The organism is Stenotrophomonas sp. TWI1149 (genome assembly GCF_039673155.1).
Lineage (GTDB): Bacteria > Pseudomonadota > Gammaproteobacteria > Xanthomonadales > Xanthomonadaceae > Stenotrophomonas > Stenotrophomonas maltophilia_AA.
Genome location: NZ_JBDJLB010000002.1, coordinates 334396 through 357034, shown reverse-complemented (window position 1 = coordinate 357034; position 22639 = coordinate 334396). Strand labels below are relative to the sequence as shown.

The window sequence follows — 22639 nt, the reverse complement described above, 5'->3', positions numbered from 1 at the left end:
CCGACCATTGTACGGTCTGGCGGCAACCGCGTCGCTTACTCCCGACCGAACGCGTCCGCAGGCAGCCCCAGCAGCGACCGCAGCGGCGGGGGCACCCGCTTGCCCGGATGCCGCACCACCCAGAGCTGGCGCGACATCGGCGGCACCTGCGTCTCGACGATTGTCAGGCTGCCCAGCGCGATCAGATCGGCCACGGCATGTCGCGACAGGCAGGCCAGCCCGAGGCCAGCCGCGGCGGCCTGCTTGATCGCCTCGGTGCTGCCCAGCTGCATCGAACGGGCGAAGTGGTGCAGGTGCGGCAGCAGGGCCTGTTCGACCGCCTCGCGGGTGCCCGAGCCCGGCTCGCGCAGCAACCAGCGCGCCTGCGCCAGCGCAGCGAGGTCCATGCGATCGGGCACCGATCCCGCAGCGGCCACGATGACCAGATCGTCGCGCTGCCACGGCAGCACCTGCAGGCCACTCTCGTGGCACGGGCCTTCGATCAGGCCCAGATCCACCTCCAGGCGCTGTACCGCGGTGACCACGTCGGCGCTGTTGCCGATGCGCAGGTCGACCTGGGCCTGCGGGGTGTGGCGCATCAGTGCCGCGACGCGGGCCGGCAGCAGGTAATTGCCGATCGTGGTGCTGGCCCCGAGCCGCAGCAGCAGGGGCAGCGGGCCGGCGTTGGCCTGCCCCACTCCCGCCACCCGCTCCAGATCAGTGGCGGCCACCAACAGCGCACGGGCCGGATCGAGCAGGGCCCGCCCCTGTGCGTTCAACACCAGCCGGCGGCCGATCCGGTCGAACAAGGGGCTGGCCAGCTGGTTCTCGAGTTCATTGAGCGCGGCACTGGTGGCCGACTGCGACAACGCCAGCTGCGCCCCGGCGGCAGCCGTGGTGCCGGCGTCGGCGATGGAGACGAACACCTGCCATTGGCGGAGGGTGAGATGCATGTGACCTATTAACGCATAAAACGGGTTGAAACAACACGGATAATGCGTTTTACAGGTTGATCAATGGCGCGCAGGCTGGGCCTGTGAACCCACCGGAGACCTCTGTGAACACCGCTGCCGCCGCCCTGCCCTCACCCACCATCGCCCAGCGCTGGCGCGGCCGTCTGCCCGGCCTGCTGCTGACCGCGGCCGTCGCTGCCGCCGCCATGGGCCTGGCGACGTTGCCGTGGCTGCAGGCGCACGGGATCAGCGCCCTGACCCTGGCCATCGTGCTCGGCATCGCCCTGGGTAACACCTTCTACCCCCGCCTGGCCGCCCAGGCCGGTGCCGGGGTCGGATTCGCCAAACACTGGCTGCTGCGCGCGGGCGTCGTGCTGTACGGGCTGCGCCTGACCTTCCAGGACATCGGCCAGGTCGGCGCCAGCGGCGTGCTGATCGATGCGCTGGTACTGACCAGCACCTTCGCGCTGGCCTGGTGGCCCGGTACGCGCTGGTTCGGCATCGACAAGGAGAGCGCTCTGCTGATCGGCGCCGGCAGCGCGATCTGCGGTGCGGCGGCGGTGATGGCGGCCGAACCGGTGGTGCGCGGGCGCGCCGAGCAGGTGACCGTGGCCGTCTCGACGGTGGTGGTGCTCGGCACGCTGGCGATGTTCCTGTATCCGGCGCTGTACCAGCTCAACCTGGCGCACGGCTGGATTCCGATGAGCGCGCAGGCGTACGGGGTATTCACCGGCTCGACCGTACATGAGGTGGCCCAGGTGGTCGCTGCCGGGCGCGCGGTGAGTGCGCCGGCGGCCGACACCGCGGTGATCGCCAAGATGGTGCGGGTGATGATGCTGGCGCCGTTCCTGATCGGGCTGTCGATGCTGCTGGCACGGGGCCGCAACGGAGCCGCTGACGGCCAGCGCGCGAAGATCGTGGTGCCCTGGTTCGCGTTCGGCTTCGTGGCCGTGGCCGGGCTCACTTCGCTGCAGCTGCTGCCGGCCGCCGTCGTCGGCGCGGCGGTCGATCTGGACACCGTGCTGCTGGCGATGGCGATGGCGGCGCTCGGCCTGACCACGCACGCCTCGGCACTGCGCCGGGCCGGGATGAAGCCGCTGCTGCTCGCGCTGCTGCTGTTCGGCTGGCTGCTGGCGGGCGGGCTGGGGATCAATCTCGGCGTGCACGCGCTGCTCGACTGAGGCACGCCGGGCGGACTTCTGCGACACTACCGCATGTCTGAATTCTCCTCCCTGCCGCTGAAACCAGCGCTGCTGCCCGGCATCGATGCCATGGGCTATACCTCGCTCACCCCCGTGCAGGCCCAGAGCCTGCCGGCCATCCTCGAGCGCCGCGACGTCATCGCACAGGCCCCCACCGGCAGCGGCAAGACCGCGGCCTTCGGCCTGGGCCTGCTGCAGGCGCTGGATCCGTCCGTGACCCGCGCGCAGGCGCTGGTGCTGTGCCCGACCCGCGAGCTCGCCGACCAGGTCGGCAAGCAGATCCGCAAGCTGGCCACCGGCATCCCGAACCTCAAACTGCTGGTGCTGACCGGCGGCATGCCGCTGGGCCCGCAGCTGGCCTCGCTGGAAGCGCACGATCCGCAGGTGGTCGTCGGCACCCCCGGGCGCATCCAGGAACTGGGCCGCAAGCGCGTCCTGCACCTGGGCGGCGTGACCACCCTGGTGCTGGATGAAGCCGACCGCATGCTCGACATGGGCTTCGAGGAGCCGATCCGCGAGATCGCCGGCCGCACCAGCAAGGACCGCCAGACGCTGCTGTTCTCGGCGACCTTCCCGGATGAGATCCGCGAGATCGCCCGGGTGCTGCTGCGTGACCCGGTGGAAGTCACCGTGGAAGGCGCCGACCATGCGCCGGCGATCCGCCATCTGTTCTGCGAGACCGAGCTGGCGCTGAAGCAGAAGGCGCTGGCCGGCCTGCTGCTCAAGTACACGCCGGAATCGGCCGTGGTGTTCTGCAACACCCGCCGCGACGTGGACGATGTGGCCATTTCGCTGCAGCAGTTCGGGTTCTCCGCGCTGCCGCTGCACGGCGAAATGGAACAGCGCGACCGCGACGAAGTGCTGGTGCGTTTCGCCAACCGCAGCTGCAACGTGCTGGTCGCCAGCGACGTCGCCGCCCGCGGGCTGGATGTGCAGGACCTGGCCGCGGTGATCAATTACGAGCTGCCGACCGACATCGAGACCTATGAGCATCGCGTCGGCCGTACCGGCCGCGCCGGTGCCACGGGCCTGGCGATCAGCCTGGTGACGCACCGCGAGCGCAGCCGCGCCGATGCGCTGGAAATGGCACAGGGCAAGCCGCTGGACTGGCAGAAGACGCCGCTGGCCACCGCCCGCCCGCCGGTGCTGCCGCAGGCGGCGATGACCACGCTGCGCATCGACGGCGGCAAGACCGACAAGCTGCGCCCCGGCGACATCCTCGGTGCGCTGACCGGCGACGCCGGGCTGGCGGCCAAGTACATCGGCAAGATCGATATCTATGCGACGCGCTCGTATGTGGCCATTGCACGCGAGCAGGCCGGCCGGGCGATCGCCCAGCTGGAGGCCGGCAAGATCAAGGGCCGCCGGTTCCGCGTCCGCAAGATGGATGTCTGAGCGGTAGCGCCGACCGTGGGTCGGCTGATCGCTTCACGCGTGTGGTAGAGCCGACCGTTGGTCGGCCGCGCCTTCGTCGGGGCGTTTGAGGTGCCGGCCAGCGGCCGGCACTACGAGATGATGCATGGGCTGCCGGCCAGCGGCCGGCACTACCGGACGCGGCCGGGTCACCGCGGATTCCGCGATCAATAGACCAGGTTGGCCAGCAGTGGGACGTCACTCGTCCAACGTTCGCGGCCGCCGAGGCCGGCCAGTTCCACCAGCACGGCCGCACCGACCACCTCGACCTGCAGCTGACGGGCCAGCGACAACGCGGCCAGCAGGGTGCCGCCCGTGGCCAGCACGTCATCGATCACCAGCACGCGCGCGCCGGCCGGCAGGGCATCGGCGTGCACTTCAATGCTGTCCGTGCGGTATTCCAGGGTGTAGTCCTGGCGCAGCACCTTGCCCGGCAGCTTGCCCGGCTTGCGTAGCGGCACGAAGCCCACGCCCAGCACCCGCGCCATGGCCGCGCCCAGGATGAAGCCGCGCGATTCGATGCCCATCACCGCCTGCAGGTTGGCATCGCGCCAGGGCGCGACCATCGCATCGATGGCCGCCGCGAAATCCGGACCATCGGCGAGCAGCGGCATGATGTCCTTGAACAGGATGCCCGGCTTGGGGAAATCGGCGATGTCGCGCAGGCGGCCGGCCCAGGCGGGCGTGGCGGAAGACTCGGTCATGGGTCTGGAAACGAACAGGGTGGCATAGGGTAACCGAGCCTCCTGCCGCAGCGCCTCACACGACCGGGCATGCGGCAGAACGGTTCGTCCCGCCCTACCCGCCCGCGCAGGTCAGGAGCTGCAGGACAGCATCGAGCAGCCGGCCTTCTCACGCGCCCACTCGGGCCGCTTGCCTGCGAAGTGCTCGCGCCCGGGCTGCACGTCATAGGGGTGGCGCAGCACCTCCAGCAACGTATGCACGCCACCGAGGTCACCCTGCTCCGCCCGTTCGATCGCCTCCTGGGCCAGCCAGTTGCGCAGCACGTAGACCGGATTGGCACGGCCCATCTGCTGCTGCCGCGCCTGCACACTCAAGTCATCGGCACGCAGGCGCGCCGCATACTGCTGCAGCCACGCCTGCAGTGACGGCAGCACCGCTTCGCGGCGTGCCGGGCTGTAGAAGGCCTCCTCCAGCACCGCCACGGAAGGCGACGCGGGATCGAGCGCCATCAGGCCGCGGAAAGCGAGGGTCATGTCCATCTCGCCCTCGTGCAGGATCTCCAGCCAGGCCGCCATCAACGCCACATCGGCATCGCGGCAGCGGTCCAGGCCCAGCTTCGCGGCGATATCGGCGCGCTCGCAGTCGGCATGCACCTGCTGGAAGCGCGCCAGCCCGTCGTGCAGCGGCGTGACATCCTCGAACAGCGGCGCCAGCGCCTGTGCCAGCCGGGTGAGATTCCAGTACGCCACCTGCGGCTGCGTGCCGAAACGATAGCGTCTCCCCTGCGCGTCGGTGGTGTTGGGCGTCCACTCGGGATCGTAATCCTCGACCCAGCCATACGGACCGTAATCGATGGTGAGCCCGAGAATGGACAGGTTGTCGGTGTTCATCACCCCGTGGACGAAGCCGACCCGCATCCAGTGCGCGACCAGCACCGCGGTGCGTTCGCAGATCTCGCCGAACCAGCGTGCATGGCGCGCGTCGCCCAGCTCGGCGAGCGCAGGAAAATCCCGCGCTATGCAGACATCGGCGAGTTGCCGCAGCAGCGCGGTGTCGCCGCGCGAGGCCGGCAGCTCGAAGGTGCCGAAGCGGATGAAGGACGGCGCGACGCGGCAGACGATCGCACCCGGTTCGGCCTCGGGGTGGCCGTCATAGAACATGTCGCGCACGACGTCATCACCGGTCCCGACCAGGCTCAATGCGCGCGTGGTCGGCACGCCGAGATGATGCATCGCCTCGCTGCAGAGGAACTCGCGGATCGACGAACGCAGCACCGCGCGTCCGTCGGCACCGCGCGAGTACGGAGTGCGCCCGGCGCCCTTCAACTGCAGTTCCCAGTGCGCACCGTCCGGCGTGAGCAGTTCGCCCAGCGAGATCGCGCGGCCATCGCCGAGCTGCCCCGCCCAATGCCCGAACTGATGGCCACCATAGTTGGCCGCCCACGGTGCCATGCCGGCATACAACGCATTGCCGCCGAACACCCGCGCGAAATCGGCGCTCTCGATCAGGTCCTCGCCCATGCCGAGCAGTGCGGCCACCTCCGGCGAGTACGCCAGCAGCCGGGGTGCCGCGACCGGGGTCGGCATCACCGACGACCACGCGGCCTCGCGCACTTCACGCACGCGCGGGCCGGTTTCCGGGTCGCCGGGCAGGTCACGGATGAAGCGATTGTCGAAACGCAGGGGCTGGGTGCTCATCGGTATGAAATGGGGACAGCCAGGCTGCCCCGCAAGCTCAGCGCGAACCGCCGCCGAGGTTCAACGGACCACCGCGTTCCACCGCACGCTGGTACCCCGGGCGCTGCTCGATCCGCGCCAGGTACGCCTGCAGCCGTGGGTAGGCGGCCATGTCGCCACCGCGCGCGGCGGCGGCCTGGATCGGGAAACTCATCTGGATATCGGCGGCAGTGAAGCGCTCACCCGCGAACCACGGCGACTGACCAAGCTCGCGCTCCATCCAGTCCATGTGCAGCTTCACCTGCGGACCGACGAAGCCCTTCATCACCTTGTCGGCGATCGAGCGCGCGATCGGCTTGGCGAAGAACGGCATCGGCGCCTTGCGCAGCCGCGCGAACACCAGCGTCATCACCAGCGGTGGCATCGCCGAGCCTTCGGCGTAGTGCATCCAGTAGCGGTAGCGCACGCGCTCGGGCGCCTGCGCCGGCATCGGCTCGGGCGAGAACTGGCGGCCACTGTCGTAGCGATCGGCCAGGTATTCCAGGATCGCGCCGGATTCAGCGAGGACCAGCGCGTCGTCCTGCAGCACCGGGGACTTGCCCAGCGGGTGCACATCGCGCAACGCCTGCGGCGCCAGCCAGGTCTTCGGGTCGCGCTGATAGTTGACGACCTGGTACGGCAGGCCCAGCTCTTCGAGCATCCACAGCACGCGCAGCGAGCGAGAGTGGTCCAGATGGTGCACCTTGATCATCGACGGTTCCGCAGGGTCAAAGCGGCATCGTAACCGGGCGGCCGGGAGGATGACGTCGTCAACACAGTCTGCGTCGACCAGGGCCGAATGCCGCCCAATAAAAAACGCCGGAAGCTTTCGCTTCCGGCGTTTTAGGCGACCTTACGGTGGCGGGGGTCGATTAGACCGCCTGCACCTGGTCAGCCTGCATACCCTTCTGGCCCTGGACGGCGACGAACGTCACCTTCTGGCCTTCCTGCAGCGACTTGAAGCCGGTGCCCTGGATCGCGCGGAAATGCACGAAGAGGTCCGGGCCGCTTTCCGGGGTGATGAAGCCGAAGCCCTTGGCGTCGTTGAACCACTTCACGGTGCCCTGCTGACGATCAGACATGTACTAACTCCTGAAACAATAGTTGAAATAATCGCGGCCGCCGCGTATCGGAGCCGAGACTGAGTTGCAGGCGTTGGTAAAGCGGATCGATGAGCAGATCGTGAGATCAACTGCACCAGGCCACGATTCACGGTGACCCTAGCAAACACAGTGTGGGTGACGATACTCGTGTTTTACCGAAAAAGCGATAGCTGGTTTATTCAGCCATCCCCCCTTCTCGCCTGACAGGACAAGGGGTCGGGCGATCTTACACGAAATCCCACCCCCTATTCAGATTTTTCCTACCTTAAGATCAGCCAAATGACCGATGCCCCTCCCCCTAAAGTTCACATCTGGGTGGACGCCGACGCCTGTCCGGCCGTCATCAAGGAGATCCTGTTCCGCGCGGCCGAACGCGCCGGGATCGAGATGACCTTGGTCGCGAACCACTGGCTGCGGACGCCGCCGTCCCGTTTCATCCGCTCGATCCAGGTACCGCCGGGGCTGGACGTGGCCGACAGCGTGATCGTGGAACGGGTTCAGCCCGGCGATCTGGTCGTCACGCAGGACATCCCGCTGGCGGCGCTGGTGCTGGACAAGCACGCGGTCGCGCTGAACCCGCGCGGCGAGCTGTACACCCCCGACAACATGGCCGAGCGGCTGTCGATGCGCAATTTCATGGAGGAACTGCGCGGCTCGGGCATCCAGACCGGCGGACCGGCGCCCCTGCACGCGCGCGACAAGCAGGCCTTCGCCGCGCAACTGGACCGTTGGCTGGCCAAGCGTTAAGGCTGATGAACCGTTATCACCCTGATGAACCGTCAGCAGGCGGAGGGTCCGGCGTGGAAGGGGTCCGACGTGGCTGAGGGCCCGCTGTAGGTAGTGCCGGCCGCTGGCCGGCTCCTCCGTAGCACCCGGTGACCACAGGACCGACCATGGACCCCGGCAGCCGGCCAGCGGCCGGCCCTACAGGTGAAGCGACAGGCCGCTGGAGAACGTTCGCCGCTCCCCGGTCAACGGGTCATCGAACGCCAGTTCCTTGGCCAGCAGCTGCAGCCGCACCCCCGCCGGCGCATCCGCGAGCAGCTCCGGGTACAGATCGTCGCCCAGGATCGGCGCGCCCAGTCCTGCCATGTGCACGCGCAGTTGGTGCTTGCGGCCGGTGACCGGGTGCAGCCGGTAGCGCCAGACCGGTCCAGCGCCGTCGATCACCTCGACGCGGGTCCGCGCATTGGGCTCACCGGGCACCTCGGCCATGCGGAAGAACGGCTCGCCGGGGACCAATCGGGTATGCCGCTCCAGCGGGAACGGAAATTCGGGCAGTCCCGGCGCCAGCGCCTCGTACACCTTGTCGATCCGGCGCTCGCGGAACAGGCGCTGGTAGGCATCACGACTGTCCGGCCGGGTCGAGAACAGCACCAGCCCGGCGGTCAGCCGGTCCAGTCGGTGCAGCGGCACCAGGTCGCGGTTGCCGGTGCGCGCCACCAGCCGGGCCAGCAGCGTCTCGCGCACGTAGCCCCCGGCTGGGGTGACCGGCAGGAAGTGCGGCTTGTCGGCCACCAGCAGGTGCGCGTCCTGGTGGACGATGGCCTCCACGAACGGAATCACCGGCTCATCGGCCACTTCACGGAAATAGACGATCTCCAGCCCGATCTGCCAGGCATCATCCGGCCGCAGCGCCCTGCCCTGCACATCCTGCACCCGCCCGCGCGCGAAGCGGTCCACCCACTGCGCGCGGTCGATACGTGGGAAGCGCGCGCACAGCCCGTCCAGCAGGCTGGGCCAGTCGCCGGGCGGCAACTGCAGGCGGCTGGGCGCGGGGGCAGCGAGGATCGGATCGGACGGGCTCATGGCGAACCATTATCATGGCGCTCTTTGTTTCAGGTATCCCCATGGCCCTCACCGCCACCATCCGCAAGGCCGAACTGCAGATCAGCGACATGGACCGCGGCTATTACGCCAGCCACACGCTGACGCTGGCCCAGCACCCGTCCGAGACCGATGACCGCTTGATGGTGCGCCTGCTCACCTTCGCGCTGAACGCCGATGACCGGCTGGAGTTCGGCCGCGGCCTGAGCGTGGACGACGAGCCGGACCTGTGGCGCCGCGATTACACCGGCGACGTCGAACTGTGGATCGAACTGGGCCAGCCCGACGAATCGCGCCTGCGCAAGGCCGCCGGCCGCGCTCGGGCGGTGCAGCTGGTCACCTATGGTGGCCGCGCCGCCGATATCTGGTGGGACCGCAACGCCTCCGCGCTGAAGAAGCTGTCCACGCTGGAAGTGATGGACCTGCCGGGCGAGTTCGTCACCGAATGGGGCGCGCAGATCGAACGCACGATGCAGTGGGACGTGCAGATCCAGGACGGCGAAGTGCAGTTGACGTCCGACAAGGCGCAGCTCAGCGTCATCCCGACCTGGCGCAAGCAGAAGCCGCAGGCGTGAGTGTGATCCGCTGCGACGTGCTGGTCATCGGGGCCGGTGCGGCCGGGCTGATGTGCGCGCTCACGGCGGGCCGGCGCGGACGCATCGTGCAGGTGATCGACCACGCCAACAAGGTCGGCAAGAAGATCCTGATGTCCGGCGGCGGGCGCTGCAACTTCACCAATACCGGCACCACGGCGGCCAACTTCCTGTCGGCCAACCCGCACTTCTGCAAATCCGCGCTGGCCCGCTATACGCCCTGGCATTTCATCGAGATGGTGGAGCGGCATGGCATCGCGTATCACGAAAAAGAGCTGGGCCAGTTGTTCTGCGACATCTCCTCCAAGCAGATCGTGAAGATGCTGGTGGACGAATGCCAGGCCGCCGGCGTGCAGATCCGCACCGACTGCGGGGTGCAGAAGGTGGAGCGCGGCGCGGACGGCTTCCACGTGCACACCGCGCAGGGGCATTTCCATGCCGCCTCGCTGGTGGTGGCCACGGGCGGCCTGTCGATCCCGAGCATGGGTGCGACCGGCTTCGGCTATGAGCTGGCCCGCCAGTTCGGCCATGAGGTCCTGCCGACCCGCGCCGGGCTGGTGCCGCTGACCCTGAGCGGCAAGCACCAGGAGCGCTTCAATGACCTCAGCGGGGTGGCGCTGCCGATCGCGGCGCGCTGCAACGACGTCGAGTTCCGCAATTCCATGCTGATCACCCACCGCGGCATCAGCGGCCCGGCGATCCTGCAGATTTCCTCGTACTGGCAGCCCGGCGACGAGCTGCGGCTGGACCTGCTGCCCGGCCAGGACGCGCTGGAGTGGCTACGCCGGATGAAGGCCGAGCGCGGTGCCGCCGAGCTGCGCACGGTGCTGTCCGAGGTGCTGCCGCGCCGGCTGGCGCTGCGCCTGTGCGAGCACTGGCTGCCGGACCGGCTGGTGCGCCAGATCGACGAACCGCAGCTGCGCCAGGCGGCCGATCTGCTGCAGAATTTCCCGCTGGTGGCCAGTGGCACCGAGGGATACCGTACCGCCGAGGTGACGCTGGGCGGGGTCGACGCCCGCAAGGTGTCCTCCAGTACATTTGAATCCCAATTGGTTCCCGGCCTGCACTTTATTGGGGAAGTGCTGGACGTGACCGGCTGGCTGGGCGGCTACAACTTCCAGTGGGCCTGGGCCTGTGGCCATGCCGCGGGCAGCGTGGCCTGAGCCCGAACGAACGTTCCGTGATCGGCTGCCGCTTGCCGCATGGACGTAGTCACAAGCATCGTGTATCAAGTTTGCAGTCCGGGGAGTAGTGAATGCAGAACGCGAATGACATGACGGTCCGCCTGCTGATCGTGGACGACAGCGGCGAGAACGCCGAGACCATCGTCAGCACGCTGCGCAACAGCGGCATCGCGGTGCGTCCGACGCGCCCGCAGCACAGCGAGGAACTGGCCCAGGTGCTGGGCACCCAGCCGATCGACCTGGTGCTGGTCGCCGCCGCGCAGAGCATCCCGCTGCTGCAGGTGACCCAGCAGATCGCCGCCAGTGGCAAGGACATCCCGATGATCCTGCTGGCCGAATCGATCAACGAAAACGAGTGGGTCGAGGCCGGCGCCAACGGCATCCGCGCCATTGCCCTGCGCCACCGCCCCGAGCACCTGCTGGCGGTGGTCCGCACGGAATGGACCGATCTGCATGCGCGCCGCGGGCTGCGCCGGATCGAGGCGCAGATGCGCGAGACCGAGCGCCGCTGCGATGCGCTGATCTCCTCCTCGCGCGACCCGATCGCCTACGTCCATGAAGGCATGCACATCCGGGCCAACGAGGCCTATCTGGAGATGTTCGGCTACGAGACCTTCGACGACGTGGAAGGCATCTCGCTGCTGGACATGGTCGCCCCGCAGCACGTGGACGGCTTCAAGCAGCTGCTCAAGTCGATGAGCAAAGGCGATGCCCCGCCCCCGCAGTACCAGGTGGATGCGCGCAACCAGGACGGCGCGGTGTTCCCGGCGACGATGGAGTTCACCCAGGCCAGCTACGAGGGTGAATCCTGCCTGCAGGTGGTGTTCCGCCGGCGCATGGAATTCGACCCGGAGCTGGCGCGCGAGGTCGAAGACCTGCGCCAGCGCGACCAGGTCACCGGCCTGCTCAACCGCCCGACCTTCATGCTGCACGTCGAGAACGCGGTCGCCCAGGCCGGCCGCAGCGAAGGCCGTTTCGGCCTGCTGCTGATCGAGCCGGATCACTACGCGCGCCTGCTGCCGGAGATCGGGCTGGACTCGGCCGATGCGCTGATCGGCGCCCTCGCCCGCGTGCTGGCCCAGTCCGTCGGCGACAGCGCCCAGGTGGCCCGCTTCGGCGAGCATAGCTTCGCGGTGCTGACCGAGGGTGCGTATGCGCAGACCGTCGCCCTGGCCGACCAGATCCGTGACGCTTTTGCCGCGCAGGTGTTCAGCATCGGCGAGCGCTCGGCCACGGTCACGGTCAGCGTGGGCGGCGTGCAGGTCGGCGAGAAGATCGCGAGCATCGGCCAGGTACTGGCCCGCGCGACCGAGTGCACGCAGGCCGCACTGGAGCTGGGCAACACCACGCGGGTATTCGACCCGGCCGCGGTGGACCGCGTGGAGGAAGAGCGCATCCAGCACTGGGCGGCACGCATCCGCCAGGCGCTGGAAGGCGATGGCTTCCAGCTGCATTACCAGCCCGTGCTCAACCTGCAGGGCGAGGCGCTGGAGCTGTACGAGGCGTACCTGCGCCTGGAGCACAACGGCGAGCTGCTCAGCCCGACCGCATTCCTGGGCATCGCCGAGGATCACGGCCTGCTGGCCGACATCAACCGCTGGGTGGTCACGCACGCGATCGGCATGCTCGCCGCGCGCAGGCGCGAGGGCCATGTGACCCACATGATGGTCAAGATCACCCCGGAATCGTTCAACGACCCGCAGATGATCGCCACCCTGCGCCGCGAACTGCAGGCCCAGGGGGTGCCGGGCGAACAGCTGTGGCTGCACGCGCCGGAGGCCAAGGTGTTCACCCATCTGCGCAACGCGCAGCAGTTCCTGGCGGCGGTCGCGCCGCTGGGCTGCCGGATCGGCCTGGAGCAGTTCGGTTCGGGGCTGGATTCGTTCCAGCTGCTGGCGCATTTCCAGCCGCAGTTCCTCAAGCTGGACCGCGATTTCACCTGCGATTTCGCCAGCACCCGCGAACACAGCGAGAAGATCAGCGAGATCACCGCGCGTGCGCAGGCGGCCAACATCCAGACCATCGCCGAGTTCGTCGCCGATGCCAACTCGATGAGCCTGCTGTTCAGTGCCGGCGTGGATTACGTGCAGGGCGAGTTCGTCGGCCCCGCCGGCCCGGCGATGAATTTCGATTTCAGCTGAGGGGAAGCGTCACGACCAACGGTCGTGAGCTACCGGTCATGCGGTGCGGGGGCGGATCATGCGGTGCGGGGCGGCGCGACGATACGCCGTGACCCCCGCCGGTAGATGCCGACCGTGGGTCGGCATCGATCCTTCCGATCAGGCCATCTCGACCAGGTTCGGAATCTTCACATCGGTCGCGACGTCGGCGTCGTAATCCACGCCTTCCACGCCGAACCCGAACAGGCGCAGGAAGTCGGCCTTGTAGCCGGCCAGATCGCTGATCTCGTACAGGTTCTCGTTGGTGACCTGCGGCCACAGCGCGACCACTTCGCCCTGCACCTCCGGCGCCATTTCCTTGTAGTCCGCGCGCAGGCGGCCGGCGTCATCGATCAGCGCGACCTGGCGGCCGCCGTCGGTGACCAGGTCATGGCGCAGGCGCTCGGTAGCAGTGCCCGCGTCTTTGCCGCCGTAGAGGATGTCGTACAGCGTATCGAGCTGCTCGATGCAGCCTTCGTGCGTGCCCTTGGCCTTCATCACCTTGAACAGCAGCGACAGGTACAGCGGCATGGTCGGGATCGCCGAGCTGGCCTGGGTGACCACCGCCTTGAGCACGGACACGCGCGCATCGCCACCGATCGGGGCCAGCTTCTGGCGCAGGCCGACGACCTTCTCGTCCAGATCCTTCTTGGCCGCGCCGATGGAGCCGTTCCAGTAGATCGCCTGGGTGATCTCCTCACCGACGTAGGTGAACGCCGTGGTGGTCGCGCCTTCGGCCAGCACACCGGCCTCCAGCAGCGCATCGATCCACATCTGCCAGTCTTCGCCGCCCATGACGGCGACGGTGCCGGCGATCTCTTCCGGCGTCGCCGGCTCGATCGTGGTCTCGGTGATCACTTCCTTGTCGGTGTCCAGGCCACGCAGCGTGATCGGCGCACCGATCGGCTTGAGCGTGGAGCTGATCACTTCGCCGGTCTTGGGATGCTTGCGGCGCGGCGCGGCCAGGCTGTACACCACCTGGTCGACCTGGCCGAGATCCTGCTTGATCAGCTCGATGACCTTGGCCTTGACCTCGTCGGAGAAGGCATCGCCATTGACGCTCTTGGCATACAGGCCGGCCTGCTCGGCGTACTTGTGGAACGCGGCGGTGTTGTACCAGCCAGCCGTGCCCGGCTTGGTCTCGGTGCCCGGGCGCTCGAAGAACACCCCCAGCGTCGCCGCATCGCTGCCGAAGGCGGCGGTGATGCGCGCCGCCAGGCCGTAGCCGGTGGAGGCGCCAAGCACCAGCACCTTCTTCGGGCCGTTGGCGATCTTCGGCTTGGCCTGGATGTAATCGATCTGCTGCTTGACGGCCGCATCGCAGCCGACGGGATGGGTGGTGACGCAGATGAAGCCGCGCACACGCGGTTTGATGACCATGTAAACCTCGAGGGGGACTGGCGCAGGGTGGACCGGCGCGATGAAAAGGGAGGTCGCGCGCCACCGGAGCGGCTGCGCGGAACGCAAGGGATCGTAGTGCGCAGCGCTGCGGAGTACAACCGACGGGGGTGTATGTTCCTTGTGGCCAGGGGTCGATGTGGGCGGGAGGGCAGCCAAAAGAAAGGCCGCGCAATGCGCGGCCTCCCAGATACTTCATACCACCAGAACCCTTACGGACGACGCTCCAGCGCTTCCACGTCCTTGGCCTTCGGCAGCAGATCCTGCTTGCTCACCGCCAGCGCGCCCATCGTCAGCAGCGGGCAGGCAATGAAGATCGACGACAGCGTACCGATCACCGCACCGATCATCTGGCTCAGCGCCAGCCCTTCCAGCGAACCACCGCCGTACAGGTACAGCGCCAGCACCGACAGGAAGAACACCAGCGAGGTGATGATCGTGCGCGACAGCGTCTGGTTGATCGACCGGTTCATCACTTCCAGCGGCTCCACACGCAGGCTGCGGAAGTTCTCACGCACACGGTCGAACACCACGATGGTGTCGTTGATCGAGAAGCCCATCACCGACAGCAGGCCGGCCAGCACGGTCAGATCGAACTCGCGGCCACTCAGCGAGAAGTAACCGGCCACCACCAGCACGTCGAACAGCGTGGTGATGATCGCCACCATCGCGAACTTCCACTCGAAGCGGAAACCGATATAGATCAGGAAGCCGATCAGCACGAACAGGGCCGCGTACAGACCGTTCAGGGCCAGCTCCTTGCCGACCTGCGGGCCCACGAACTCGGCACCCACGATGGCGGCCTGGTTGCCCTCCACCGAGATCGCCTTCTGCACGGCTTCCGCGGTGCGGTTGTTGGCTTCGCCGGCGTTCTCGCCCGCGGCCATCTCCTGCGGCTGCAGACGGATCAGCAGGTTGCTGCCGCTGCCGAAGCTCTGCACCTGGGCACCGGCATAGCCGGCACCTTCCAGATGCTCGCGGACGGCATCAACGTCAGCGGGCTTGTCGAAGCGCACTTCGACCACGGTGCCGCCGGTGAAGTCCAGCGCGTAGTTGAAGCCCTTGAAGGCAATGCAGCCGATGGCGGCAATGAACACCAGCGCCGCCAGCGACACGGCCACCCAGCGGGTGCGCATGAAGTCGAACTTGGTGTCGTTCGGGATCAGATGCAACGGGAAAAGTTTCATGGTTTCTATTCGCTTCCCGTCAGATGGCCAGGGTCTTGAGCTTCTTGCGGCGGCTGTAAAGCAGCACGGCAAGGGCACGCGAGACGGTGATTGCAGTGAACATGGAGGCCAGGATGCCGACGATCATGGTCACGGCGAAGCCCTTCAGCGGGCCGGTACCGAACGCATACAACGCCACACCCGCCAGGATGCCGGTGAGGTTGGCGTCCAGGATGGTCCCGGAAGCCTTCTCGTAACCGGCGACGATGGCCGACTTGGGCGGCATGCCGGCCCGCAGCTCTTCACGGATACGCTCGTTGATCAGCACATTGGCGTCGACCGACAGGCCGATCGACAGCGCCAGACCGGCGAAGCCCGGCAACGTCATCGTCGCGCCGAACAGCGACATCACCGCGACCACGATCAGCAGGTTGAACAGCATGGCCACCGAGGTGATCACGCCGAACATGCGGTAGTACACGGTGAAGAAGATCAGGGTGAACAGGAACGCGAAGCCGACCGCGGTCACGCCGCGCTCGACGTTCTCCGCACCCAGGCTCGGGCCGACGATGCGCTCTTCGACGAAGTCCATCGGCGCGGCCAGCGAGCCGGATTTCAGCAGCTTGGCCAGGTTGTCTGCTTCGAGCTTGTCCAGGCCGGTGGTCTGGAAGTTCTTGCCGAACACGCCGTTGATGTTGGCGACCGAGATCACCTCTTCCTTGACGCGGAAGCTGCGCACTTCCTTGCCGTCGACCACGTTCACGGTCGGGATGCGCTCGGTGTAGACCACCGCCATCGGCTTGTTCACGTTGGCGCTGGTGAAGTCGAACATGCGCTGGCCGCCGACGTTGTTCAGCGTCACGCTGACCGCCGCCGAACCGTTCTGGTCGGTGGTGGCCTGCGCGGCGACCATCTGGTCACCGGTCACGATCACGCGCTTGTTGAGCAGGATCGGGCCGCGGTTGTCGCGCTGCTGGTAGACCTTGGCCTCCGGCGGGATGCGGCCGCTGGTGATCGCATCCTGGGCATTGCCCTCGACCACGGCGCGGTATTCCAGCGTCGCGGTGGCACCGATCATGCGCTTGGCTTCGGCGGTGTCCTGCACGCCCGGGAGCTGCACGACCACGCGGTCGGCACCCTGGCGCTGGATGATCGGCTCGGCCACGCCGAGCTGGTTGACGCGGTTGCGCAGGGTATTGACGTTCTGCTCGATGGCGCCATTGGCGATCGCGGTCAGTTCCGTCTCCGGCATGCTCACGGTGATGCGGTTGCCCGCCACGTCGTAGCCCAGCGTGGGCTGTGCCTTGACCATAACGTCGCGGGCACGCGCGGCCGCATCGGCACCGGCGGACGGGCTGATGGTGGCCACGATGGTGTTGTCGCCACGACGCTCGACCGACTGGTAGGCGATGCGGGCATCACGCAGGCTGGTCCGCACGTCTTCGGCGTAGGCATCCAGACGCTTGTCCAGGGCCGCCTTCTGGTCGACCTGCAGCACGAAGTGCACGCCGCCCTGCAGATCCAGGCCCAGCACCATCGGCTTGGCGCCGAGGTCGCTCAACCAGTCCGGCACGGTGGAGGCCAGGTTCAGGGCGACCACGTAGTCCTCGCCCATCTCGTCGCGCAGGGCGTCGTTGGCGGCGGTCTGCGCCTGCAGCGTCGGCAGGCGCACGATCAGGCTGTCGCCTTCCTTGGCCACCGACAGCGGCTCCACGCCGGCCTGCTTGAGGTCACCCAGCACGCGGTCGCGCAGGGCGTCGTCGATCTGCCCGCCACGGTTGGCGGTGATCTGCACGGCAGGGTCCTTCTGGTAGATGTTGGGCAGTGCATACAACGCACTGACCGCCAGCACGATCAGGATGAGGAAATACTTCCAGCGTGGAAATTCGAGCATTGCTTGGGTCCCGCGCGGTGCCCGTCCCGGCACCGCGGTTGAACGGAAAGGGAGTGGATCAGTTGGCCGACTTCAGCGTGCCGGTCGGCAGCACATTGCCCACGGCGCCCTTCTGCACGCGGATGCGCACGTTCTCGGCCACTTCGATGGTGATGAAGTTGTCGCCGATGTCGGTGACCACGCCGGCGATGCCGCCGTTGGTCAGCACTTCGTCACCGCGCTTGACCTTCTCCAGCATGGCCTTGTGTTCCTTCTGGCGCTTCATCTGCGGGCGGATCATCAGGAAGTACATGATCGCGATCAGGATGATCGGGAACAGCAGGGTGGTCAGACCCATGCCCTGCGGCTGGCCACCGGCGGCCTGGGCGTTGGCGGTGGGAATCAGGAAGGCGAGCAGGTTCATAGTGTGTCCTTGGGTTGGGAGGCGCCCTGCCCCCTTTGAGGGTCAGGGAGTCGCCGCGAAACGGGGGTCAGCCTCGAAGTATGCCATGGCCCCGGGAGTTCGTCCTTGGGCCGTTTGGCAGGGTCGGCGCGCCGGAGCGGCCGGCCGGGGTCACTTTACAGCGCGGGCGTGACCGCACCACGGGCCGCGTAGAAAGACTCGCGGAAGGCGGTAAAGGTTCCCGCCGCGATCGCCTCGCGCATGTCGGCCATCAACTTCTCGTAGTAATAGAGGTTGTGGATGGTGCCCAGCATGGGCGCCAGCATCTCGTTGCAGCGGTCCAGGTGGCGCAGGTACGAGCGCGTGTAACCGCTGGTGCAGGCATGGCAGCCGCAGCCGGGCTCGATGGTGTCCATGTCGCGCTCGTAGCGGGCGTTGCGGATGCGCACCGTGCCGAACGAGGTGAAATAGTGGCCGTTGCGGGCGTTGCGGGTCGGCATCACGCAGTCGAACATGTCCACCCCGCGGGCGACGCCTTCGACCAGATCTTCCGGGCGGCCCACGCCCATCAGGTAGCGCGGGCGGTCGGCCGGCAGGATCGGATGCATGTGGTCGAGCATGGCGTTGCGCTCGTGCTCGGGCTCGCCGACGGCCAGGCCGCCGATGGCATAGCCGTCGAAGCCGATCTGCTGCAGGCCCTCGGCCGAGCGGCTGCGCAGGTCGTGATGGACACCGCCCTGGACGATGCCGAACAGCGCCGCGTCGTTGCCCAGCTCATCGTGCGCGTTGCGGCTGCGCTGGGCCCAGCGCAGGCTCAGCTCCATCGAGGTGCGCGCGACCGGCTCGGTGGCCGGGTACGGGGTGCACTCGTCGAAGATCATCACCACGTCCGAGTCGAGCACCTTCTGGATGCGCATGCTCTCTTCCGGGCCCAGGAACACGCGGGCGCCGTCGGTCGGCGAGGAGAAGGTCACGCCCTGCTCGGTGATCTTGCGGCGGTGCGCCAGCGAGAACACCTGGAAGCCACCGGAGTCGGTCAGGATCGGGCCGTTCCAGCGCGCGAAGCCGTGCAGGCCACCGTGGTCGGCGATCACGTCCAGGCCCGGGCGCAGGTACAGATGGAAGGTGTTGCCGAGGATGATCTCCGCACCCAGCGCGCGGATCTGCTCCGGCAGGATGCCCTTCACCGAGCCATAGGTGCCCACCGGCATGAAGGCCGGGGTTTCCACGGTCCCGCGCGGGAAGGTCAGGCGGCCGCGGCGGGCGCGACCGTCGGTGGTCTGGAGCTGGAACTGGAGTCGGGACATGGAGCGGTCATTCGGGCAAATAGTCTGCCATTGTCGCCGAAAACGGCCGCGCCTGCCCCGCCAGCCTCATTCCCCCTGCGGGAACAGCAGCATCGCATCGCCGTAGCTGAAGAACCGGTACTTCTCCTCGATCGCGGCCTGGTAGGCCTCGAACACCCGGGCCTGGCCGGCAAACGCCGAGATCATCATCAGCAGGGTGCTCTCCGGCAGGTGGAAGTTGGTCACCATCGCGTCCACGCTGCGGATCCGGTAGCCCGGGGTGATGAAGATCTGGGTTTCCCCGGCGTACGGCAGCAGCTCGCCCTCGCGCATGGCGCTTTCCAGCGCCCGCACCACGGTGGTGCCGACCCCGATCACCCGGCCGCCGGCGGCGCGCGTGCGGCGCACCTGCTGGACCAGCTCGGCGCCGACGTTCAGCCACTCGCGGTGCATCACGTGTTCCTTCAGGTCGTCCACGCGGACCGGCTGGAACGTGCCCGCGCCCACGTGCAGGGTCACATGGCCGAAGTCGACGCCGGTGTCCTTCAAGGTGGCCAGCAGGGCCTCATCGAAGTGCAGGCCGGCGGTCGGGGCGGCCACCGCGCCGATCTCGCGGGCGAACACCGTCTGGTAGCGCTCGCGGTCGTCCACGCCCGGCTCGCGCTGGATGTAAGGCGGCAACGGCAGCCGGCCGGCGTGCAGCAGCCACTGTTCCAGCGCCTCGGGCACATGGAACTGCAGCACATAGAACTCGCCATCGCGGCCCAGCACCTCGGCCTCGCCACCGGCATCCAGGGCGATGCGGCTGCCCGGCTTGGGCGACTTGCTGGCGCCGACCTGGGCGCGCGCCTGCTGCCCGCCGAGCAGGCGCTCGATCAGGATCTCGACGCGGCCGCCGCTGGCCTTCTGGCCGAACAGGCGGGCCGGGATCACGCGGGTATCGTTGAACACCAGCAGGTCGCCCGCACGCAGCAGCTGCGGCAGGTCGCGCACCTGGCGGTGCTCGAAGGGGGCCGGCGCCGGCGGCACCACCATCAGGCGGCTGGCCGAGCGCTCGGCGAGCGGGGCCTGGGCGATCAGTTCGGGCGGCAGGTCGTAGTTGAAATCGGACTTCTTCAAGGGAGCGCACGGCAACGTGTAGGCAATGTCGGCCATTGTACGACTGGCCCTCGGTGGCAACGCAGCTTTGGGCGAACGTCGCGCAAAATGCTGCTCTGCAACAGTTTTTGACGGGGTTATCGCGCGAAAAACCGCGTGCTAGCATCGAGCCGGAAGTCTGATGCACGAGCAGGAATGCCCGAAGCGCGCGCGAATAGACGCGCGTTTTGCTTTTCCGCCGTGCCGCCATCGTTTCAGGAGATCTGCAATGAGCTTCATCGAACGTCTCGCCCCGCTCCGCGCCCAGCCCGGCACCCGCCTCACCACCGGCCTGGATGACGCCACCCTCGAACGCCTGGCCGCCGGCCACCCCGCCCTGGTCGCCGCCATCGATGCCGCCGCCGCTGAATTCGAGCGTGTGCGCGCCGATCTGGGCGACCTGCTGGCCCTGGACGAGCGCGCCCAGATCGATGCGATGCAGGAGGGGTTCGTCAATTTCTATGCCGATGATGCGGTCACCCCGTATGTCGCCCTCGCCGCCCGTGGCGCGTGGGTCGTCACCCTGAAGGGTGCGGTGCTGTACGACGCCGGCGGCTACGGCATGCTCGGCTTCGGCCACACCCCCGAGGCGGTGATGGAGGCGATGGCCGCCCCGCAGGTGATGGCCAATGTGATGACCCCCAGCCTGTCCCAGCAGCGCTTCATCCAGGCCCTGCGCAAGGAGATTGGTCACCGGCGCGGCGGCTGCCCGTACAGCCACTTCATGTGCCTGAATTCCGGCTCCGAAGCGGTCGGCCTCGCCGCCCGCATCGCCGACGTCAACGCCAAGCTGCAGACCGACCCGGGCGCCCGCCACGCCGGTGCGAAGATCAAGCGCGTGGTGGTCAAGGGCAGTTTCCACGGCCGCACCGACCGTCCGGGCCTGTATTCCGACTCCAGCCGCAAGACCTACATGCAGCACCTGGCCAGCTACCGGGGCGAGGACACGGTCATCGCGATCGCGCCGTATGACGAAGAGGCGCTCAAGCGCGTGTTCGCCGAGGCCGAGCAGAACCACTGGTTCATCGAGGCCGTGTTCCTGGAGCCGGTGATGGGCGAAGGCGATCCGGGCCGTTCGGTGCCGCCGTCGTTCTATGCGCTGGCCCGCGAGCTGACCCGCCAGCACGGTAGCCTCCTGCTGCTGGATTCGATCCAGGCCGGCCTGCGCGCGCACGGCGTGCTCTCGATCGTGGATTACCCGGGCTTCGAAGGCCTGGACGTGCCGGACATGGAGACGTATTCCAAGGCGCTCAACGCCGCCCAGTTCCCGCTCTCGGTGCTGGCCGTGACCGGGCATGCCGCGCAGCTGTACCGCAAGGGCATCTACGGCAACACGATGACCTCCAACCCGCGGGCGCTGGACGTGGCCTGCGCCACGCTGTCGCTGCTGACGCCGCAAGTGCGCGAGAACATCCGCGTGCGCGGTGCCGAAGCGGTGCGCAAGCTGGAGCAGCTGAAGACCGAGCTGGGCGGGCTGATCACCAAGGTGCAGGGCACCGGCCTGCTGTTCTCCTGCGAACTGGCCCCGCAGTTCAAGTGCTACGGCACCGGTTCCACCGAGGAATGGCTGCGCAACCACGGCATCAACGTCATCCATGGGGGCGAGAACTCGCTGCGCTTCACCCCGCACTTCGGGATGGATGGCGAGGAGCTGGACCTGCTGGTCGGCTTGGTCGGCCGCGCCCTGAAGGAAGGCCCGCGCAAGGAGCAGTCGCAGGCGGCCTGAGTTCGGCGGCCGTGCGGGTGTGAGCCCGCACGGTGGGTAGCCGACCGACGGGAGGAGAAAAGGCAGCCGACCAACGGTCGGCTCTATCCCGGTGGGCGATTGGCCCCCGCGCCCGAAACACGCGATAATCCGGCACCGCACCTGCGGAACGACACCCCGTCACGAGACCAGCGCACCGGTCATCGGCGGGGCTTTTTCGTTTCCGGTTGCTACAGATACGAACAACAGGAAGATCCAATGAAGTCGATTTGCGTTTACTGTGGTTCCAACCCCGGCAGCAAGCCGGTCTACACCGAGCGCGCCATCGCGCTGGGTGACCGCATCGCCCGGGACGGCCTGCGCCTCGTCTACGGCGGCGGCAACGTCGGCCTGATGGGCACCGTGGCCAATGCCGTGCTGGAAGGCGGCGGTGAAGTCACCGGCGTGATCCCGCAGCAGCTGGCGGACTGGGAAGTGGCCCACCGCGGCCTGACCGAGCTGGAAATCGTCGGTTCGATGCACGAGCGCAAGTCGCGCATGTTCGACCTCTCCGATGCGTTCGTGGCCCTGCCCGGCGGCTTCGGCACCATGGAAGAAATCTTCGAGATGCTGACCTGGCGCCAGCTGGGGATCGGCAACAAGCCGTGCGCGTTCCTGGATGTGGACGGCTTCTACGCCCCGCTGATCGGCATGATCGATCGCATGGTCGAAGAGCGCTTCCTGCACCCGGCCCAGCGCGCGGACCTGTGGTACGGCTCGGACATCGACGACATGCTCGCCTGGATGCGCGCCTACGAGCCGGCGCAGGCGTCCAAGTGGATCGATGAGAAGCGGGCCAACGCGCTGCGTTGATCCGGGC

At 67.7% G+C, this 22639-nt stretch carries 20 protein-coding genes; 8 read left to right on the top strand and 12 right to left on the bottom strand.

The features are described from left to right. Positions 1–35 precede the first annotated feature (35 nt). Entirely contained in the window at positions 36–932 is an 897-nt protein-coding gene (locus ABE424_RS03860) for a LysR family transcriptional regulator (protein WP_346490886.1), read from the bottom strand. A 104-nt stretch (positions 933–1036) separates the two neighbouring features. Here ABE424_RS03860 and ABE424_RS03855 point away from each other — a divergent pair, with 104 nt between their 5' ends. Both ABE424_RS03855 and dbpA read left to right on the top strand, forming a co-directional pair. Next, positions 1037–2113, top strand: a complete 1077-nt coding sequence (locus ABE424_RS03855; RefSeq protein ID WP_346490885.1) for a YeiH family protein — start codon at positions 1037–1039, stop codon at positions 2111–2113. Between the two features lie 33 nt (positions 2114–2146). Beyond that, complete coding sequence (gene dbpA / locus ABE424_RS03850) at positions 2147–3529, top strand: ATP-dependent RNA helicase DbpA (RefSeq protein ID WP_346477984.1); 1383 nt, start codon at positions 2147–2149, stop codon at positions 3527–3529. A 185-nt stretch (positions 3530–3714) separates the two neighbouring features. On the opposite strand, the gene ABE424_RS03845 is transcribed toward dbpA, so the two are convergent. From ABE424_RS03845 to ABE424_RS03830, 4 genes are all read right to left on the bottom strand, one after another. Next, on the bottom strand, positions 3715–4251 hold the full coding sequence (locus ABE424_RS03845; protein ID WP_346490884.1) for an adenine phosphoribosyltransferase: 537 nt from the start codon (positions 4249–4251) through the stop codon (positions 3715–3717). 111 nt (positions 4252–4362) lie between these two features. Then, positions 4363–5928, bottom strand: coding sequence for a protein adenylyltransferase SelO (locus ABE424_RS03840; protein WP_346490883.1), 1566 nt, complete (start codon positions 5926–5928; stop codon positions 4363–4365). A 37-nt stretch (positions 5929–5965) separates the two neighbouring features. After that, positions 5966–6658: a glutathione S-transferase gene (locus ABE424_RS03835; protein WP_346477968.1), complete on the bottom strand. Its 693-nt coding sequence runs from the start codon at positions 6656–6658 to the stop codon at positions 5966–5968. Positions 6659–6818: 160 nt separating this feature from the next. Beyond that, positions 6819–7028, bottom strand: a complete 210-nt coding sequence (locus tag ABE424_RS03830) for a cold-shock protein (RefSeq protein WP_017356920.1) — start codon at positions 7026–7028, stop codon at positions 6819–6821. 300 nt (positions 7029–7328) lie between these two features. On the opposite strand from ABE424_RS03830, the gene ABE424_RS03825 reads away from it, so the two are divergent. Then, positions 7329–7796: a YaiI/YqxD family protein gene (locus ABE424_RS03825; RefSeq protein ID WP_346490882.1), complete on the top strand. Its 468-nt coding sequence runs from the start codon at positions 7329–7331 to the stop codon at positions 7794–7796. A 177-nt stretch (positions 7797–7973) separates the two neighbouring features. On the opposite strand, the gene ABE424_RS03820 is transcribed toward ABE424_RS03825, so the two are convergent. After that, positions 7974–8858, bottom strand: a complete 885-nt coding sequence (locus ABE424_RS03820; protein WP_346490881.1) for a pseudouridine synthase — start codon at positions 8856–8858, stop codon at positions 7974–7976. Between the two features lie 41 nt (positions 8859–8899). Here ABE424_RS03820 and ABE424_RS03815 point away from each other — a divergent pair, with 41 nt between their 5' ends. From ABE424_RS03815 to ABE424_RS03805, 3 genes are all read left to right on the top strand, one after another. Beyond that, positions 8900–9451, top strand: coding sequence for a YaeQ family protein (locus ABE424_RS03815; RefSeq protein WP_123729025.1), 552 nt, complete (start codon positions 8900–8902; stop codon positions 9449–9451). After that, complete coding sequence (locus ABE424_RS03810) at positions 9448–10632, top strand: NAD(P)/FAD-dependent oxidoreductase (protein WP_346490880.1); 1185 nt, start codon at positions 9448–9450, stop codon at positions 10630–10632. The genes ABE424_RS03815 and ABE424_RS03810 overlap by 4 nt, the downstream gene beginning before the upstream one ends. Before the next feature lie 92 nt (positions 10633–10724). Next, positions 10725–12794, top strand: a complete 2070-nt coding sequence (locus ABE424_RS03805; RefSeq protein WP_346490879.1) for an EAL domain-containing protein — start codon at positions 10725–10727, stop codon at positions 12792–12794. A gap of 138 nt (positions 12795–12932) precedes the next feature. On the opposite strand, the gene fabV is transcribed toward ABE424_RS03805, so the two are convergent. The 6 genes from fabV to queA form a co-directional block, all read right to left on the bottom strand. Continuing rightward, positions 12933–14192, bottom strand: a complete 1260-nt coding sequence (fabV, locus tag ABE424_RS03800) for an enoyl-ACP reductase FabV (protein WP_346490878.1) — start codon at positions 14190–14192, stop codon at positions 12933–12935. Between the two features lie 230 nt (positions 14193–14422). Next, on the bottom strand, positions 14423–15397 hold the full coding sequence (secF, locus tag ABE424_RS03795; protein WP_176989757.1) for a protein translocase subunit SecF: 975 nt from the start codon (positions 15395–15397) through the stop codon (positions 14423–14425). Between the two features lie 19 nt (positions 15398–15416). Further along, positions 15417–17270, bottom strand: a complete 1854-nt coding sequence (gene secD / locus ABE424_RS03790) for a protein translocase subunit SecD (RefSeq protein ID WP_346490877.1) — start codon at positions 17268–17270, stop codon at positions 15417–15419. A 58-nt stretch (positions 17271–17328) separates the two neighbouring features. Further along, positions 17329–17673 (bottom strand): preprotein translocase subunit YajC, encoded by a 345-nt coding sequence (gene yajC, locus ABE424_RS03785; protein ID WP_019183141.1) that lies wholly within the window; start codon positions 17671–17673, stop codon positions 17329–17331. Positions 17674–17828: 155 nt separating this feature from the next. Beyond that, the gene (gene tgt / locus ABE424_RS03780) at positions 17829–18959 is read right to left on the bottom strand and encodes a tRNA guanosine(34) transglycosylase Tgt (RefSeq protein ID WP_176989755.1); all 1131 of its coding nucleotides are present in this window, start codon (positions 18957–18959) and stop codon (positions 17829–17831) included. Positions 18960–19025: 66 nt separating this feature from the next. Continuing rightward, positions 19026–20093: a tRNA preQ1(34) S-adenosylmethionine ribosyltransferase-isomerase QueA gene (gene queA / locus ABE424_RS03775; RefSeq protein ID WP_346490876.1), complete on the bottom strand. Its 1068-nt coding sequence runs from the start codon at positions 20091–20093 to the stop codon at positions 19026–19028. 211 nt (positions 20094–20304) lie between these two features. Between queA and ABE424_RS03770 the strand changes: the two genes are divergently transcribed. Next, a complete protein-coding gene (locus ABE424_RS03770) occupies positions 20305–21801 on the top strand; it encodes an aminotransferase class III-fold pyridoxal phosphate-dependent enzyme (protein WP_346490875.1) in 1497 nt (498 codons plus the stop codon). Positions 21802–22038: 237 nt separating this feature from the next. After that, positions 22039–22632, top strand: coding sequence for a TIGR00730 family Rossman fold protein (locus ABE424_RS03765; protein WP_179459160.1), 594 nt, complete (start codon positions 22039–22041; stop codon positions 22630–22632). Positions 22633–22639 lie beyond the last annotated feature (7 nt).

Excerpts from the sequence above, each read along its gene's own strand:
- ABE424_RS03825 (WP_346490882.1), top strand. The coding sequence starts at position 7,329 with ATGACCGATGCCCCTCCCCCTAAAGTTCACATCTGGGTGGACGCCGAC.
- dbpA (WP_346477984.1), top strand. The coding sequence starts at position 2,147 with ATGTCTGAATTCTCCTCCCTGCCGCTGAAACCAGCGCTGCTGCCCGGC.
- ABE424_RS03830 (WP_017356920.1), bottom strand. The coding sequence starts at position 7,028 with ATGTCTGATCGTCAGCAGGGCACCGTGAAGTGGTTCAACGACGCCAAG.
- ABE424_RS03840 (WP_346490883.1), bottom strand. The coding sequence starts at position 5,928 with ATGAGCACCCAGCCCCTGCGTTTCGACAATCGCTTCATCCGTGACCTG.
- tgt (WP_176989755.1), bottom strand. The coding sequence starts at position 18,959 with ATGTCCCGACTCCAGTTCCAGCTCCAGACCACCGACGGTCGCGCCCGC.
- ABE424_RS03805 (WP_346490879.1), top strand. The coding sequence starts at position 10,725 with ATGCAGAACGCGAATGACATGACGGTCCGCCTGCTGATCGTGGACGAC.
- secF (WP_176989757.1), bottom strand. The coding sequence starts at position 15,397 with ATGAAACTTTTCCCGTTGCATCTGATCCCGAACGACACCAAGTTCGAC.
- ABE424_RS03765 (WP_179459160.1), top strand. The coding sequence starts at position 22,039 with ATGAAGTCGATTTGCGTTTACTGTGGTTCCAACCCCGGCAGCAAGCCG.
- ABE424_RS03845 (WP_346490884.1), bottom strand. The coding sequence starts at position 4,251 with ATGACCGAGTCTTCCGCCACGCCCGCCTGGGCCGGCCGCCTGCGCGAC.
- ABE424_RS03770 (WP_346490875.1), top strand. The coding sequence starts at position 20,305 with ATGAGCTTCATCGAACGTCTCGCCCCGCTCCGCGCCCAGCCCGGCACC.
- ABE424_RS03835 (WP_346477968.1), bottom strand. The coding sequence starts at position 6,658 with ATGATCAAGGTGCACCATCTGGACCACTCTCGCTCGCTGCGCGTGCTG.
- ABE424_RS03815 (WP_123729025.1), top strand. The coding sequence starts at position 8,900 with ATGGCCCTCACCGCCACCATCCGCAAGGCCGAACTGCAGATCAGCGAC.
- secD (WP_346490877.1), bottom strand. The coding sequence starts at position 17,270 with ATGCTCGAATTTCCACGCTGGAAGTATTTCCTCATCCTGATCGTGCTG.
- ABE424_RS03860 (WP_346490886.1), bottom strand. The coding sequence starts at position 932 with ATGCATCTCACCCTCCGCCAATGGCAGGTGTTCGTCTCCATCGCCGAC.
- fabV (WP_346490878.1), bottom strand. The coding sequence starts at position 14,192 with ATGGTCATCAAACCGCGTGTGCGCGGCTTCATCTGCGTCACCACCCAT.
- yajC (WP_019183141.1), bottom strand. The coding sequence starts at position 17,673 with ATGAACCTGCTCGCCTTCCTGATTCCCACCGCCAACGCCCAGGCCGCC.
- queA (WP_346490876.1), bottom strand. The coding sequence starts at position 20,093 with ATGGCCGACATTGCCTACACGTTGCCGTGCGCTCCCTTGAAGAAGTCC.
- ABE424_RS03820 (WP_346490881.1), bottom strand. The coding sequence starts at position 8,858 with ATGAGCCCGTCCGATCCGATCCTCGCTGCCCCCGCGCCCAGCCGCCTG.